The 15,848-nt window shown below is 70.8% G+C and carries 14 protein-coding genes; 2 read left to right on the top strand and 12 right to left on the bottom strand.

Annotated features, from left to right (window positions below; translation table 11 throughout):
- Nucleotides 1-13 precede the first annotated feature (13 nt).
- Together BEK98_RS41270 and BEK98_RS41275 are read right to left on the bottom strand one after the other, a co-directional pair.
- On the bottom strand, nt 14-1,141 hold the full coding sequence (locus BEK98_RS41270; RefSeq protein WP_094221942.1) for a DUF8189 domain-containing protein: 1,128 nt from the start codon (nt 1,139-1,141) through the stop codon (nt 14-16).
- A gap of 159 nt (nt 1,142-1,300) precedes the next feature.
- Entirely contained in the window at nt 1,301-2,317 is a 1,017-nt protein-coding gene (locus tag BEK98_RS41275) for a PLL family lectin (RefSeq protein WP_094221943.1), read from the bottom strand.
- A gap of 72 nt (nt 2,318-2,389) precedes the next feature.
- On the opposite strand from BEK98_RS41275, the gene BEK98_RS41280 reads away from it, so the two are divergent.
- Nucleotides 2,390-2,782 (top strand): PIN domain-containing protein, encoded by a 393-nt coding sequence (locus tag BEK98_RS41280; protein WP_094221944.1) that lies wholly within the window; start codon nt 2,390-2,392, stop codon nt 2,780-2,782.
- Between the two features lie 16 nt (nt 2,783-2,798).
- Here BEK98_RS41280 and BEK98_RS41285 read toward each other — a convergent pair whose 3' ends face one another.
- From BEK98_RS41285 to BEK98_RS41325, 9 genes are all read right to left on the bottom strand, one after another.
- Nucleotides 2,799-3,086, bottom strand: coding sequence for a hypothetical protein (locus BEK98_RS41285; protein ID WP_094221945.1), 288 nt, complete (start codon nt 3,084-3,086; stop codon nt 2,799-2,801).
- A gap of 82 nt (nt 3,087-3,168) precedes the next feature.
- Nucleotides 3,169-4,617, bottom strand: a complete 1,449-nt coding sequence (locus BEK98_RS41290) for a glycosyltransferase family 39 protein (RefSeq protein WP_094221946.1) — start codon at nt 4,615-4,617, stop codon at nt 3,169-3,171.
- A gap of 73 nt (nt 4,618-4,690) precedes the next feature.
- On the bottom strand, nt 4,691-6,217 hold the full coding sequence (locus tag BEK98_RS41295; protein ID WP_094221947.1) for an amino acid permease: 1,527 nt from the start codon (nt 6,215-6,217) through the stop codon (nt 4,691-4,693).
- A gap of 151 nt (nt 6,218-6,368) precedes the next feature.
- Nucleotides 6,369-8,297, bottom strand: a complete 1,929-nt coding sequence (gene dxs, locus BEK98_RS41300) for a 1-deoxy-D-xylulose-5-phosphate synthase (protein ID WP_094221948.1) — start codon at nt 8,295-8,297, stop codon at nt 6,369-6,371.
- A 130-nt stretch (nt 8,298-8,427) separates the two neighbouring features.
- Nucleotides 8,428-8,673 (bottom strand): hypothetical protein, encoded by a 246-nt coding sequence (locus BEK98_RS41305; RefSeq protein WP_094221949.1) that lies wholly within the window; start codon nt 8,671-8,673, stop codon nt 8,428-8,430.
- A gap of 129 nt (nt 8,674-8,802) precedes the next feature.
- Nucleotides 8,803-10,104 carry a sugar ABC transporter permease gene (locus BEK98_RS41310; protein WP_094221950.1) on the bottom strand — a complete coding sequence of 434 codons (1,302 nt, stop codon included), beginning with the start codon at nt 10,102-10,104 and terminating at the stop codon, nt 8,803-8,805.
- Nucleotides 10,101-10,892: an ATP-binding cassette domain-containing protein gene (locus tag BEK98_RS41315; protein WP_167444384.1), complete on the bottom strand. Its 792-nt coding sequence runs from the start codon at nt 10,890-10,892 to the stop codon at nt 10,101-10,103. Before BEK98_RS41315 ends, BEK98_RS41310 begins: the two co-directional genes overlap by 4 nt.
- Before the next feature lie 188 nt (nt 10,893-11,080).
- The gene (locus tag BEK98_RS41320) at nt 11,081-12,181 is read right to left on the bottom strand and encodes a sugar ABC transporter substrate-binding protein (RefSeq protein WP_094221952.1); all 1,101 of its coding nucleotides are present in this window, start codon (nt 12,179-12,181) and stop codon (nt 11,081-11,083) included.
- Nucleotides 12,182-12,315: 134 nt separating this feature from the next.
- Complete coding sequence (locus BEK98_RS41325; protein WP_094221953.1) at nt 12,316-13,527, bottom strand: ROK family transcriptional regulator; 1,212 nt, start codon at nt 13,525-13,527, stop codon at nt 12,316-12,318.
- 1,058 nt (nt 13,528-14,585) lie between these two features.
- Between BEK98_RS41325 and BEK98_RS41330 the strand changes: the two genes are divergently transcribed.
- Nucleotides 14,586-14,909 carry a hypothetical protein gene (locus BEK98_RS41330; protein ID WP_244202202.1) on the top strand — a complete coding sequence of 108 codons (324 nt, stop codon included), beginning with the start codon at nt 14,586-14,588 and terminating at the stop codon, nt 14,907-14,909.
- Nucleotides 14,910-14,915: 6 nt separating this feature from the next.
- On the opposite strand, the gene BEK98_RS41335 is transcribed toward BEK98_RS41330, so the two are convergent.
- Nucleotides 14,916-15,845 carry a carbohydrate ABC transporter permease gene (locus BEK98_RS41335; RefSeq protein WP_094221955.1) on the bottom strand — a complete coding sequence of 310 codons (930 nt, stop codon included), beginning with the start codon at nt 15,843-15,845 and terminating at the stop codon, nt 14,916-14,918.
- Nucleotides 15,846-15,848 lie beyond the last annotated feature (3 nt).

Below are 15,848 nucleotides of genomic sequence, written 5' to 3' on the forward strand. Positions count from 1 at the left end.
GGGCGCGGGCGCGTCAGACGCGGACCGACGGGGACAGCGCCAGGCCGGGGCCGCCGGCCTGGCGGGCGATGTGCAGCGCTCCGTCCGGCGCGATCACGGCGAGCACGATCCGGCCGTACGCGTCGAGGGAGAGCGCCGGGGCGCCGATGCAGTGCTCGCCGGTCGGCGACCACCACAGGCCGGCCTGCTCGTTCTCCACGCCGCACGCGGCGAGCACGACCTGCCCGTCCATGTCCCGGTGGGCCAGCACCGTGCAGTCGTACCCGTCGAGCACCGCACGCAGCAGCGCGACCGGGTCCCCGGCCGGTGCGCCGCCGAGGGGGATCACCCAGCCGCCGGGCCGATGGGCGACGAGCCCGCCGCTGTCCGGGTCGGCCCAGTAGTACGACGCCCGGTCCGGTGCCGTCTCCAGCGCCGACGCCGTGCCCGGAGCCACCCGGAGCGGGATGTTGGGCTCCTGCCGGAAGTCGCCGTCGGCCTCCGCCTGCCGCCACCACATGACGTCCTGCTCGCCGCCCGCCAGCACCTCGATACGTCCCGAGGCGTGGGCGACCGCGGCCAGTCCGTCGTGCACCTTGCTGCCCTTGAGGTCCTGCCACGGCTCCCACTTGCCGGTGGGGCCCTCACGGCGCAGCATCAGCCCGCGGCCGGCGTTGCGCGCGAAGACGTGCACGCGTCCCGAGGCGCTGACCGCGGCCACCGGGACACCGAAGCGGACGGCCCGCTCCCGGTCCTTGTGCGGATTGCCCAGCGACCGCCACTCGGTCACGGGGCGGCCGGTCTGGTACTGGAGGGCGTGCACGATGTCGACGGCGGGCGGGCCGTCGCCCTTGGGGACCTCGCGCCGGCCGACGAAGTGGACGTAGGTGTCGGCGCCCTGGGCCACCGACAGATGGGTCAGGTCCGGCACGGGGAAGAAGTCGGGGCCCGTCCAGTCCGGGCCGCCCGGCCGGGTCTCGGTCCAGCGCAGCAGGCCGGCACGGGTGCGGGCGTAGGCGGTCAGCCTGCCGTCCTTGCCGAGCACGAGCCAGCGGCCCGCCACCGTCGCCTCGGCCGTGTGCCCCTGCGTCGTCTGCGCGTGTGCGACGACGCGGTCGGCAACTCTGCGCCGGGCGGTGCCGCGCCCGGATCCGGTCCGCATGACGTGACCCGCCCCTTCCCTGCCGCCCGGCGTGGTTGACCTGCCGATTCCCGAACACCTGTTGCACGGGGGAGGCCGAGCGCGCCTCATCATAGGTCGAACGTTCGACGAACGCGGTGTGGCGATCATGTGCACACCCGGCGCCCGGGCGGCCGGTCGTCACACCTGGCGCCACGCCTCCAGCGCCAGCCCCGGCTCGTCCTTCCGCTTGGTGAGCAGGAGTTGGCCGGTCGACGGGGACAACGTTGCCGCCACCACCCGGTCGTCCTCGTCCACGGCCAGGGACACCAGCGCGTCCACCGGCAGCCGCGGCCCCGACTCCGCCCACCACGCGCCCGCCGACTCCAGCTCGGTGGGGTAGGCGGCGAAGGCGACCCGGCCGCTCGCCGAGCGCTGGGCCAGCAGCGTGCAGTCGTGGCCGTCGAGGTCGCAGCGGACCGCCGCGACCGGGCCGGGGCCCGCCGAGGGGAGGACCGTGACGGGCTTGGTGCCGGGGCGCCAGGCGCACAGGTCGCCCGAGTCGTCGGTGTAGTAGAGGGTCGTGCCGTCGGAGGACGTGGCCAGGGCGTGCAGGGTGCCGGGGCGCACTCCCGTCTCCAGGGTCTCCCGGAGCACCGGCTGGGCGCCCGGCTCCTCCTGACGCCAGTGCAGGACGGCCCCCGGGGCGGCCGCGTAGAGCTCGACCCTGCCGGACTCCCCCGTCACCGCCGCCAGGCCGTCCTGGACCCCACTGCCCTTCAGGTCCCGCCAGGGATCCCAGCCGCCCTTCTCCTTCTGCGCGAGCAGGCTCACCCCGCCGCCGTTGTTGCGCACGAAGACATGGGCGCGGCCCTGCGCGTCCACGGCGACGGCGGGGGTGCCGGTGCGGTCGCCCTTCTTGTTCGGGTGGCCGATCGGGTTCCAGTCCAGGGCCGCGAGGCGCGGGCGGAAGTGGGTGGAGTGCACCAGGCCCGACTCGCCCTTGGTCGTGGGCCGCCAGGAGACCAGGTGGGCGTAGGCGTCGGCGCCCTGGCCGACGGCGAGGACGGGGTGGAGTTTCTGGTCGCCGCCCACCGTGCGGGGGTCGGTCCAGGGGCCGTCCGGGCCGCGCTCCGCCCGGCACAGGACGGCGTCGCCCGACAGCTGGTAGGCACTGAGCCGGCCGTCGCGGCCGCGGAGGAGCCAGTCGCCGTTCACCGGTTCACTCTAAGCGGCCGGGGCGGGACGCCGGGGCCCGCCCCCGCACGGGTGACATGGGACCCTTGCGCCATGAACGACCCCCTCGGCTCCCCGGGCCCGGACGGACCGCTGCTCGTGATCGTCGACGGCGCGAACGTCGTCGGGTCACGGCCCGACGGCTGGTGGCGGGACCGCAGGGGTGCCGCCGAGCGGCTGCGGGACCGGCTGGCCCGCGAGGGGCTGCCGGGTCACGAGGGTGCCGTGGAGCTGGTGCTCGTCGTCGAGGGCGCCGCCCGTGGGGTGGAGTCCGTGCCCGGGGTACGGGTGACGGAGGCGCGCGGCAGCGGGGACGACCGGATCGTGGAGCTGGCCGCCGAGAACCCCCACCGGGCCCGCCTCGTGGTCACGGCCGACCGTGAACTGCGGCGCCGGGTGACCGAGCTGGGCGCGGAGGTGACCGGGCCGCGCGCGGTCCTCGGCTGAGGACCCGGGATCCGCCCTAGGCGAGCGCCGCGAACAGGGTGAGGAAGCCGGCCAGTCCGGTGGCTCCGAGGACGGTTCCGGTGACGGCGGTCCACATGCGGCCGATGCCCTGGCGGGCGTAGTGGATGCCCATCAGGCCGAACGTGACGGCGAGGCCGCCCGCGAGGAACGACCACGGGAGCACGGCGAGCATGAGGCTGGGCCATGCGCCCGTGGCCGCGATGAGCCCGAAAACGAGTGCGGTGGGGCCCAGGGCGACGGCGGGTGAGTCGTCGGTTCGGCCGGGCGTGGTCGGCGCAGGCATGTGTTCCCCCTCATTTGAACGTGTTCAAATCGCTGTACCGAGCATAACAGGGGGATGCGGACCGCGACCCGCCAACTCCCCTTCAGCCGTGCGGAGTCCGGGCGTAGAACACCGCCCCGTCGACCCGCCCCACCTCCTCGTACCGTGCCGCCAGCAGCCGGCGCAGGCTCGGGACGCGGTCGGGGGCGTACGGCTCGCCGCGGGAGTCGTCGACGACCAGGGCGGGGGCGTGTGCGGCCAGCTCCGCCCGGAACACGGGCCAGGCACCCTCGACCGCGTACTTCTCGCCGACCTGGGGGCCGTCGCGGCCGCCGCTGTAGTTGGTGAGCAGGCCCGCGGTGAGGTAGCGGGTGGCGGGGGTGCGGTGGGCCAGCCAGTACGTCTCCGGGTGCATGCCCCACACGAGGACCCGGTCGGCGGGCGCGGTGCGCTGGGCGAGGGCGGCCGCGAGGCGCTGGGCGTGGGTGAGTTCGGGGCGCGGTGCGAGCAGGCCCCAGGCGAGGAACAGGGCGCAGCAGCAGGCCGAGGTGAACACGGCGCCCGGCAGCCGTTCGCGGGGCAGGGTCCGCAGCGCGGCCGTGGCCAGCAGGGCCGCGGGCGGGGTGAGTTGCAGGTAGTAGTGGCCGAAGAAGTGGAAGCCGAGGGTGACGGCGACGACCGAGGAAGCCAGCCACAGCCACAGGTCGGCCGCGCCGGTGCGGGCGGTGCGCAGGGACCGTACGACCGGCGGGATCAGGCCCGCGCAGGCCACGGCCAGGAGCACGGCGTTGGCCACGCCACGGCCCAGGACGTGGAGTTCGGAGCCGGTGAAGGAGGCGTAGGCGGCGGAGCCGGTGACCGTCCAGAAGAGGAACCCGGCGGGGTCCGTGGCCAGGGCCGCGCACAGCACCGGTACGGCGAACCCGGCCCCGAGCCGCAGCGCGCCCGCGCACGGGGTGCCCGCGCGGTGCAGCAGCCAGACCACCGGCAGCAGCACCGCGCCGCCGGTCTGCTTGGCGAGGAAGGCACAGGCGACGGCGGCCCCGGCCGCACCCCAGCGGCCGCGGTCCGCGCACCACAGGGCGGCCGCCGTGGCGGGCAGTATGAACACCTCGAAGGTGGCGGCCTGCGCGTCCTCGGGGTTGAGTCCGACCGAGATCAGCAGGTACAGCACCCCCGTGGTGCGGCCCGCGGTGTCGCCCCAGCGGCGCCGGGCCAGGGAGGCCAGCAGGACGGCGGTGAGCGTCTGCGCGAGGACCGCCAGCACCCGGACCGGAGTGAGGGAGCCGGAGCCGCAGACCGCGAAGGCGGCCTCGTACAGCCAGGGCACCAGCGGGGGTTTGCGGTCCACGACCGTCTCGTACAGGTGCCCGCCATGGGCGAGGAGGCGCGCCTGTACGGCGAGGTATCCCTCGTCGGGGTTCCACAGCGGCCGGACGAAGGAGGGGGCCCGGGTGATGCAGGCCAGGGCCGCGAGGGCGGGCAGCAGCCGCGTCCAGTACGCCGTCCGGGTGACCACGGTCCGTGCGGGGGCGAGCGGGGCGGCAAGCATGGGGAGCACGTTATCCGGCCCCGCAGTTCCCGCCGAAGCGGGACATACGGGGCCGGTGCGGGGACCGTGACGGTTACTCGGCGTCGCCCTTCGGCGGCCGGTGCATGACCTCGCCGATGGTGGTCTCCTCGTGCCGGCCGAGGCGGCTGTGCGAGCGGCCGTAGAGGAAGTAGACAAAGGAGCCGATGACCATCCAGATGGCGAACCGGAGCCAGGTCTCGGCCGGCAGATTGAGCATCAGCCACAGCGTGGCGGCGACGGACAGGATCGGGATGAACGGCACCCACGGGGTGCGGAAGGCGCGGTGCAGATCCGGGCGAGTGCGACGCAGGATGACCACGCCGAGTGCGACGACGACGAAGGCGAACAGGGTGCCGATGTTCACCAGTTCGGCCAGTTCGCTCAGGCTGGTGAAGCCCGCGATCACGGCGATGAGCCCGCCGAGCAGGATGGTCGGCCGGTGCGGGGTCCGGAAGCGGGGGTGGACGATGGAGAAGAAGCGGGGCAGCAGGCCGTCGCGGCTCATCGCGAAGAAGACCCGGGTCTGGCCGAGCAGCAGGATCATGCAGACCGTGGTCAGGCCGATGACGGCGCCGAAGCTGATCGCGCCCGCGTACCAGGGGTGTCCGTTGGCCTTGAAGGCGTCGGCGAGCGGGGCGTCGACGGACAGCTTGCTGTAGTGCTGCATGCCGGTGACGACGATGGACACCGCCACGTACAGCGTCGTACAGATGAACAGGGAGCCGAGGATGCCGCGCGGCATGTCCCGCTGCGGGTTCTTGGTCTCCTCGGCGGCGGTGGCCACGACGTCGAAGCCGATGAAGGCGAAGAAGACCACGGAGGCGGCGGTGAAGATGCCCATCACACCGAAGTTGGACGGCGCCCAGCCGAACATCAGCTGGATCAGCGGCGCTTTGAGGCTGCTGCCCGCCGGCACGGTCTCCGCCTTGGGGATGAACGGCTTGTAGTTGTCGCCGTTGATGAAGAAGGCACCGGCGACGATCACGATCAGGACGACCGTCACCTTGATGGCGACGACGACCTCGGTGACCCGCGCGGACAGCTTCATGCCGATGACGAGGATGGCGGTGAGCACCAGGACCAGCGCGGCGGCGAGGATGTCGAAGCCGAAGCCGGTGGCCCCGTCCCGGCCGCCGAGGTAGGCGGGCAGGTGCCAGCCCGCGTTGTCCAGCAGCGAGCGCATGTAGCCGGACCAGCCGACGGCCACCACCGCCGTGCCGAGCGCGAACTCCAGGACCAGGTCCCAGCCGATGATCCAGGCGGGCAGTTCGCCGAGGGAGGCGTACGAGAAGGTGTACGCGGAGCCGGCCACCGGGACCGTGGAGGCGAACTCCGCGTAGCACAGCGCGGCGAGGGCGCAGACGACGCCGGCCACGACGAAACCCAAGGAGACCGCGGGGCCCGCGGTCTCCTTGGCCACCTTGCCGGTGAGGACGAAGATGCCGGTGCCGATGATGACACCGACGCCGAAGACGGTCAGATCCAGCGCGGTCAGGGACTTCTTGAGCGCGTGCTCTGGCTCCTCGGTATCGAGGATGGACTGTTCGACCTTCTTCGTTCGGAAGAGGCTGTTGCTCACGGGCCTTCCTCCCACACGCTCGTCGTCCTCGACATGATCGAGAGGGCTGGGGATGCGTATGCCCCGGCACAGGCAGGTAAACGCAAAAGGGCCGGGTCCGCCACCTGGAAGGGGGCGAAACCGGCCCTACGGGTGCTTGTCCCGTACGTGCCTAGTCGCGAGCGGGTTCTACGGCGTCCACCTCGTCGGCCGTACGGTCGAACCGGCCGTCCAGCTTGGCGACCAGTCCGGTGACCTGGCGGGCGATGTCGGGCGCGGTCAGCCCGATCTCGGCCATGACCTCGGCGCGGGAGGCGTGGTCGAGGAAGCGCGGCGGGATGCCGAAGTCGCGCAGCGGCAGGTCCACGCCCGCGTCCCGGAGGGCCTGGGCGACGGCGGAGCCGACACCGCCGACGCGGCTGTTGTCCTCGACGGTGACGACGACCCGGTGCCGCTCGGCGAGCGGGGCCATCGCCTCGTCGACGGGCTTGACCCAGCGCGGGTCGACGACGGTGGTGGAGATGCCCTGCTTGTCGAGCAGGCCGGCGATCTCCAGGCACATCGGGGCGAGGGCGCCGACGGAGACCAGCAGCACGTCCGGGCGGTCGGTTCCCGGCTCGCGCAGCACGTCCATGCCGCCGACCCGGCCCACGGCCGGTACGGCGGGACCCACGGCGCCCTTGGAGAAGCGCACCACGGTCGGCGCGTCCTCGACGGCGACGGCCTCGCGCAGCTGCGCCCGCACCTGGTCGGCGTCGCGCGGGGCGGCCAGCCGCAGCCCCGGCACGACCTGCAGGATCGACATGTCCCACATGCCGTTGTGGGAGGCGCCGTCGGTGCCGGTGACGCCGGCCCGGTCCAGTACGAAGGTCACCCCGCACTTGTGCAGGGCCACGTCCATCAGCACCTGGTCGAAGGCGCGGTTGAGGAAGGTGGCGTAGACGGCGAAGACCGGGTGCACACCGGCGTGGGCCAGGCCGGCCGCGGAGACGGCGCCGTGCTGCTCGGCGATCCCGACGTCGTAGATCCGGTCGGGGAACGTGTCGGCGAACTTCTTCAGGCCGACGGGCTGCAGCATCGCCGCCGTGATGGCCACGATGTCCTCGCGTTCCTTGCCCAGCTCGACCATCTCGTCGCCGAAGACGGAGGTCCAGTCGGCGCCCGAGGCCTTGATCGGCAGGCCCGTGTCGGGGTGGATGGGGCCGATGCCGTGGAAGCGGTCGGCCTCGTCCTGGAGGGCGGGCTGGTAGCCGCGGCCCTTCTCGGTCAGGCAGTGCACGATGACCGGGCCGCCGAACCGCTTGGCCCGGGCCAGCGCGGACTCCAGCGCCTCGATGTCATGTCCGTCGATGGGGCCGACGTACTTCAGGCCCAGGTCCTCGAACATGCCCTGCGGGGCGATGAAGTCCTTCAGCCCCTTCTTGGCGCCGTGCAGGGTCTCGTACAGCGGCTTTCCGACGACCGGGGTGCGGTCGAGGATGTCCTTCGTCCGGGCGAGGAAGCGCTCGTAGCCGTCGGTCGTGCGCAGGGTCGCCAGGTGGTTGGCGAGACCGCCGATGGTCGGGGCGTAGGAGCGCTCGTTGTCGTTGACGACGATGACGAGCGGGCGGTCCTTGGCCTCGGCGATGTTGTTGAGCGCCTCCCAGGCCATACCGCCGGTCAGGGCACCGTCACCGATCACGGCGACGACGTGACTGTCCCGCTTCTTCAGCTGGTTGGCCTTCGCGATGCCGTCGGCCCAGCCGAGCACGGTGGACGCGTGGCTGTTCTCGATGACGTCGTGCTCGGACTCGGCCTGCGCCGGGTAGCCGGACAGGCCGCCCTTCATCTTCAGCCGGGAGAAGTCCTGCCGGCCGGTGAGCAGCTTGTGCACATAGGACTGGTGGCCCGTGTCCCACAGCACCTTGTCCTTCGGGGACTCGAAGACGCGGTGCAGGGCGATGGTGAGCTCGACCACGCCCAGGTTGGGGCCGAGGTGGCCGCCTGTCTTGGAGACGGCGTCGACGAGGAAGGTCCGGATCTCCCCTGCCAGCTGGTCCAGCTCCTCCAGGCTGAGCCGGTCCAGATCGCGCGGTCCCCTGATGCGGGTCAGCAGCGGCACCCGTGCCTCCTTGCAAGTAGAGCTGATCGAGCTGTTGCCGGGCTCGCCCGAGTCTAATGTTCATGCTTTGCGCGACACGACAGCGCCCGGCACCTTCGCAGGGCCGGGCGCCGGCGTCGTACGTCGTGTGTCAGCCGCAGTGGCCGATGTCGAACGCACCACCCGTGTTACCGGCCCAGCCGATGCGGCCGTAAATGAGGATGCAGTGCCCGGCGGCCGAAATGCTGACCGGACCCGCCTGGTCGAGATAGACGTTGCCGAACGTGCTGCCGCTGTAGGTCACCGGAAATTTGTCGATCAGGTTGCCGCTGCCACCGTAGCCGCTGGCCTGCGCCGCAGGTGCGAGCACCAGGCCGGCCCCGAAAGGGAGCGGCAAGCACCCAAAAGTGGCGGAAAGAAAACCACGCGATATGCCGCGACAAAAGAACACCGCTGGAACACATGAAAAGGCCCGGCGCCACCATGGGGATCCCAGTGGTGGCGCCGGGCCCTTCGAAGGCGGGCGTTACGCGCGGCCCGCCGTCTTCTGCGTCTTGCGAGTGATGGAGTCGATGACCACAGTGGTCAACAGCACAGCCGCGGTGATCATGTACTTCACCGGCTCCGCGATGGACTCCAGCTGAAGGCCGTACTGGATCGACACGATCACCAGCACACCCAGCAGCGCGTTCCACGTACGACCACGCCCACCGAAGAGCGACGTACCACCGATGACCGCGGCGGCGATCGCGTTCATCAGCAGGTCACCCGTACCCGCGCTCTGGTTGGCCGACGCGATCTTCGAGGCCAGGAACAGACCACCGATCGCGGCGAACCCACCGGAGATCGCGAACACGGAGATCCGCACCGCGGTGACGTTGATGCCCGCGCGCCGGGACGCCTCCACGCTGCCACCGAGCGCGAAGATCTTGCGACCGTAGGCGGTGCGCCGCAGCACGAAGTCCGTGCCGACCAGGAACGCGACGAAGATCACGGTGGCCAGCGGCAGACCCTTGTACTGGTTGTACATGTAGGCCGCGGCGAAGGAGACCACGGCCAGCAGGACCGTGCGCAGGATCGTGTCGCTGAGCGGCCGGGACGGGACGCCCGCGGCCTCCCGGCGCCGGTTGCCCAGGAAGGAGCTGATGAAGAACAGCGCGACCACGACGACCGCGAGCCCGTAGGCGGCGGCCACGTCCGTGAAGGTGTACGTGGTCAGCTTGCCGATCAGACCGTCGCTGTCGAGGTTGATCGTGCCGTCCTCGCCCAGCACCTTGAGCATGAAGCCCAGCCAGAACAGCAGACCGGCCAGGGTCACGGCGAAGGCGGGCGCGCCGAGCACCGCGAAGAAGAAGCCGTGCAGCGCGCCGATGGCGGCACCGACGGCGATGGCGACGAGCACGGCCAGCCACTCGGGCCAGCCCTGGTTGACCGTGAGGACGGCCGCGAGGGCGCTGGCCGCGCCGCTGACCGAGCCGACCGACAGGTCGATCTCGCCGAGCAGCAGCACGAAGACGATGCCCACGGAGATCATGCCCGTGCCGACCATCGTGACCGTGATGTTGCTGATGTTCTGCGCGGAGAGGAACTCGGAGTTGAGGACCTGGAAGATCACGCAGATGATCGCGAGGCCCAGGACGACCGGGAGGGAACCCAGCTCGCCGGCCTTCATCTTGCGCTTGAACTCGGTCCAGTAGCCGAGCAGGCCCTGCTCGCGCACCAGCAGGCGCGGGTCGACCGCGGTGACCGCGGCGGCCGCGGCCTCGGGGTTCACGACGGGCGCGTCGGGGGTCTCGTCCACGTTCGCGGAGGTCTTGTCGATGCTCACTTGGAAACCTCCCCGGACGTGCGCGCCGCACGGCGGGTCACGGCGTTGTCGGTGGCGCCGGTGATGGCGGAGATGATCTCCTCCTGCGAGGTCGACTTGACCTCGAAGACGCCGTTGTTGCGGCCGAGGCGCAGCACGGCGACCTTGTCGGCCACCGCCTTCACGTCCGCCATGTTGTGGCTGATGAGGATGACGGCGTGACCGCGCTCGCGCAGGCGCTCCACGAGGTCGAGGACCTGGGCGGTCTGCTCGACACCGAGGGCGGCGGTGGGCTCGTCGAGGATGACCAGCTTGGGGTCGCCGAGCATCGAACGCGCGATGGCCACGGTCTGGCGCTGACCGCCGGAGAGCGAGGCGATCGGGATGCGGACGCTCGGGATGCGGATCGACAGCGTGGTGAGCAGCTCGCGGGCGCGGCGCTCCATCTCGACCTCGTCGAGGACACCCCACTTCCTCAGCTCACGGCCGAGGAACAGGTTGCCGACCACGTCGATGTTGTCGCACAGCGCGAGGTCCTGGTACACCGTCGCGATGCCCAGGGCCTGGGCGTCGTGCGGCCTGCTGATCGAAACAGCCTTGCCACCCCACTCGATGACGCCCTCATCGATGGGGTGCACGCCGGCGATCGTCTTGACCAGCGTGGACTTTCCGGCACCGTTGTCGCCCACGAGGGCGACCACCTCACCGGCGTGGACCTCAAGCTCTACGTCGGTGAGCGCCTGAACGGCACCGAACCGCTTGGAGACCCCGCGCAACGCCAGCACGGGCGTAGCGGACACGTGAACCATCTCCTTCGCCGCCTGACCCGGCGGGAGGTTGTGCAGAAGTTTGGGGGGAGTTCCGTCCGGCGCCCCGCACCGAGCTTGCGGGGCTGTCTGATGCGCGGGGCGCCGGAGGAGCCTTGGGCAGTCCGTCCGCTCCCGTACGGGCATTCAAGTGCGAATGCCCGTGATCGGGAAGGGACTTGGGGGGCTGCTTAGTTGATGCCGAGCTTGTCGCAGGCGGACTTGTACTTGCCCGTGCAGATGTCGGCGGCCGTGTAGACGCCGTCCTTGATGACGGTGTCCTTGATGTTGTCCTTGGTCAGCGAGGTGACCGGGACCAGGACCGACGGGACGTCCTTGGCGGAGCCGGAGGAGACCTTGTCCTTGGCGACCGAGTCGAGCGACTTGCCCTGGGCGAGCGCGACGGCCATCTCGGCGGCGGCGTCGGCCTCGGGGGCGTACGGCTTGTAGACGCTCATGTACTGCTCACCGGCGACGATGCGCTGCACACCGGCCAGCTCGGCGTCCTGGCCGGTGACCGGGACGGAGAGGCCCGCGGCCTTCAGAGCGGTGATGATACCGCCGGCCATGCCGTCGTTCGCGGAGTAGACGCCCGCGATCTTGCCCTTGCCGACCGCGGAGATCGCCGCCTCCATCTCGGAGTTGGCGTTGTCCGGCGACCACTCCTTGGTGTCGTACTCCTTGGCGATGGTGACCTTGCCGTCGAGGACGGAGTGCGCGCCCTTCTTGAACATGGCGGCGTTCGGGTCGGTGACCGAGCCGTTGACCATGACGATCTTGGAGGACTTGGTGGCCTTGCTGCCCAGCGCCTTCAGCAGGGCGGTGCCCTGGGTCTTGCCGACCTCCTCGTTGTCGAACGAGGTGTAGGCGCTGATCGGGCCCTCGGCGAGGCGGTCGTAGGCGACGACCTTGATGCCGGCGTCCACGGCCTTCTGGACGGAGTTCTGGATGGCCTTGGCGTCCACCGCGTCCAGGATCAGGACGTCCACCTTGTTGGTGATCATGGTGTCGACCTGCTGCGCCTGCAGGTTCGCGTCCTGGCGGGCGTTGTTGTACTGGAAGTCCGCCTTGCCGTTCGTCAGCTCCTTGATCTTCTTCTCGATCAGCGGCTTGTCGAACTTCTCGTAGCGGGCGGTCTTGTTCTCCGGAAGGAGGAGGCCGACCTTGATGTTGTCGCCCTTGGCGGGCGCCGAGGAAGAGCTGTCGCTGCCCTTGGACTCCTTGGCACTGCCACAGGCGGCCAGCGAGACGGCCATGGCACCAGCAGCAACGGCGAAGGCCGCACGACGCATACGCATGTTCACTCTTTGAAACCTCCCTGACGAGGCCGCGTCGTTGCGGCCGAGGTGGCTGGAAGTCAACTCGGCCACACGTGCGACGTCAAGAAGTAAATCCTTAACGAGATGGCAACGGTGCCAATCGTTCTCTAAGTGAAGGCAGGCGTGGCGGCGGACAGCGTGCCGGCAGCAGAGCCGTCCAAAAGGGTCGAATCGCCCATCTCGCTGAGTGCGAGAGCGAGCGCTCCGAGCACCTCGGCACGGCCCCCAAGTGCCCCCGGGAGAACCGACAGTTGGCGCGCCGCACTCGGGATGGCATAGCGGCCGACAGACTCCCTGATGGGCCCGAGAACGAGCTCTCCGGCCTCGGCGAGATCACCGCCCAGGACCACCCGGCTCGGGTTCAGAAGGTTGCAGAGATTGGCCACTCCACTGCCGATGTGGCGGCCGACGTCGGCGATCACCCGACGACAGCCCGGGTCTCCGTCCCTGGCCAGCCGTACGACGCCTTCCATCGTCAGGTCGGTGCCATGGCTGGACTGGAGCAGCGGGAGCACGTAGCGCGCGGCCGCGAAGGTCTCCAGGCAGCCACGGTTGCCGCAACGGCAGACCGGGCCGGATTCGTCGAGTGTAATATGTCCGATTTCGCCTGCGGTGCCGCCCGGGCCGCGATAGATCTTCCCGTTGATGACCAGACCGGCGCCGACACCGCTGGCGACCTTGATGTAGGCGAGATCGCGCACGCCCTTGCCGCTGCCCCAGACCAGCTCGCCCAGGGCGCCCAGGTTGGCGTCGTTGTCCACGTGCACGGGCACGCCGAGGCGCTCGCGCATCTCCTCGGCGGGCTTGGTGCCGCCCCAGCCGGGCAGGATCGCGGTGGACCCGAGCGTCCCCGACTCGACGTCGATCGGACCGGGCACGCCCAGCCCCACTCCCGCCACCTTGGACCGATCCACGCCGGTGGCCGCGATCAGGCGGTTGACCAGCTCTTCCGCCCGGTCGAAGCCCTGTGTCGCGGAGGCGTCGACGTCCAGCGGCTCGGACTCCTCGGCCAGCACCTGGTGCGCGAGGTTCCCGATCGCGACGCGCAGGTGCGTGTGCCCGAAGTCGACGCCGATCACGATGCCGGCGTCTCCGCTCAGCGACACGCTGCGGGCCCGTCGTCCGCCCGCCGACGTGGGCGTGACCTCGACGGTCCCGCCGTCCTTCAGCTCCCGCACGATGTTGGAGACCGTCGCCGCGGACAGGCCGGTCGTCCGCGCGATCTCCGCCTGCGTGAGCGACCCTGCCAGCCGCACGGCCCGTACGACTCGTTCCAGGTTGGCTCGGTGCAGCGACGACTGCGACCCCGGAGTCTCCATCGACCCATCCACTCCCGCCATCGGCCGGGCGGCCCCTGCGCCGCCCGTGGCCCAGGTCACATCTGCGGAACCGGGCCACTTACAAGTTATGAACTCCAAGCTCGGCTGTACGGGTTACCGCAGTCAAGTCCTTGACGGAAATCGCTCTCGCTTCTCCGGTTCCGCACCGGACACCCCCAGGACACGTGTACGCCACCCCCGAGCAGGGCGGAAGCACGTTCCGACAGGGCTTCCGGGCGGGGTTCGAGGGCTGCGGAAGAGTTGGCGTGCGGGGCCGGCGGATCGTTCAGCCCCGGAATCCCGAGGGGCGGAACGTGACCGTGCCGTGACCGACGACCGGACGGCAGCGTGCGAATCGCGGGTGCGAAGAGTCACTGTGCCGCGAGCCGGTCCGCCCTGGGGGTTCGACGGCCATCCGCCGGGCGGCGCGCGACCGAGGCGGCGGCCTCCCCTCGCACACCGTGACTCCCGCCTTGAGCCGCCACCGCGCGCGTTCGGCCCGGCCGCCTCGGCACCTGGCACTGGACGACCGGGCACGGTACGCGAGCGACGCCGGGCCAGTGGGGGGCACGGCGGGCGAGCGCGAGGCCCGCGGCAGCACAGGACTCGGGAAGCGTCGCGCACGTACTCGGCAGCCATCCGCCGGGCGGCGCGCGACCGAGGCGAGCTGTGCCGGCGGCCTCGCCTCGAACACCGCGGCCCGGGCCTTGAGTCGCCGCCACGTACGCCACCGCCGCGCGCGTTCGACGGGGCCGCCTCAGCACCTGGCGCTGGGCTCGGTGCGCGAGCGCCCGGCCGGTGGGCGGCGAGGCGGGCGAGCGCGAGGCGCACGGCGGCACAGGACTCGGGGAGCGTCGCGGGCGTACCCCTGCAGGGCACCCCGGCGACGGGGCGCCGCTCCGAAAGCCGGACCCGCCCGGCGGACTGCACCAACGGACGACCACCCGCGCAGGACTCCGAGAGCATCCCCCGCGCATACCCCTGCCCTACAGCCCAGCGACAGTGCGCTCCTTCGGGAGCCGGACCCGGGCGAGCGGGGCGCGCGGCAGGATGGGGGGATGCTTCCACCCCGACTGTTGTGGCGTGATCCCCGGCCCATCCCCCGGTTCAACCGGCAGGAGCCGGTGACCATGATCGTGCGGGATCCCGGATTTCATGAGCCGGGTGGCGGGGACGACTGCACGTCGGTCTGGTACGTCTGCCGGACGCATGATCGGGCCTACCGGCACGAGGCCTGTGGGGAAGGGGATCACCTCATCGCGCTGCACTGTGCGGAGCACGGGGCCGAGAACATGTGGCCGGATCCGCGCATGCTGATGTTTCCGGAAGGGTTCGCTCCCCCGCTGAGCGAGGCACAGCTGAGCTGGGTGCGCTCCTCGTGAGGGCCGCTACTTCAGCGCGCCCGCCGTCAGGCCCGCGACCACCTGGCGCTGGAAGATGATGTACGCCGCCAGGACCGGCAGCATCGCCATCACCAGGCCCGCGAAGAGGCCGGACCAGTCGCCCTTGTAGCCCTGGCTGGCCGCCAGCTGGACCAGGCCCTGGGTGAGGACGCGCTTGTCGGGGTCGGTGTTGAGGACCGTGGGGAGCATGTACTGGTTCCACTGGCCCAGGAAGTTGAAGATGCCCACGCTGATCAGACCCGGCTTGGCCATGGGCAGCATGATCTGGAAGAACGTACGGGTGTGCGAGGCGCCGTCGACGAAGGCCGCTTCCGCCACGGATGTGGGCAGGGTGCGGAAGAAGGCGGTGAGGAAGAAGACCGTGAACGGCAGCGAGTAGGCGATGTAGACCAGGATCAGGCCGTGGATCGTGTTCAGCAGCCCCATGTTGTTCACGACGTAGAACAGCGGGACCAGCGCCAGCATGATCGGGAAGCTCATGCCGCCGATGAACAGGTAGTAGATGAACCGGTTGCCGGGGAAGTCGAAGCGGGCCAGGACGTAGGCCGCCATCGAGCCGAGCACCAGGGTGCCGATCAGCGAGCCCCCGACCACCAGGACGGTGTTCAGGAAGTAGTCGCTCATGTTGGCGTCGGTCCACGCCCGCGCCCAGTTGTCGAAGTGCAGCTTGTCCGGCAGGGACCAGGGCGAGTTGAAGATGGCTCCGTCGTCCTTGAAGGAGGTCATCACCGCCCACAGCAGCGGCATGACCACCATGAACGCCCACAGGATCAGCATGCCGTGGGAGAAGACGTTGAGGACGGTGCCCTCTTTCTTCTTCTTCCGGCCGGCGGGCAGCGCCGGCGGCACGTCGACCTTGGAGACGGTCGCGCCGGGCTCGGCCGGCAGCGGGGCGGAGGTCTCGGTCGTCTTCATGGC

The sequence above is a fragment of the Streptomyces diastatochromogenes genome (genome assembly GCF_002242805.1).
In the GTDB taxonomy this organism is placed as follows: Bacteria; Actinomycetota; Actinomycetes; order Streptomycetales; family Streptomycetaceae; genus Streptomyces; species Streptomyces diastatochromogenes.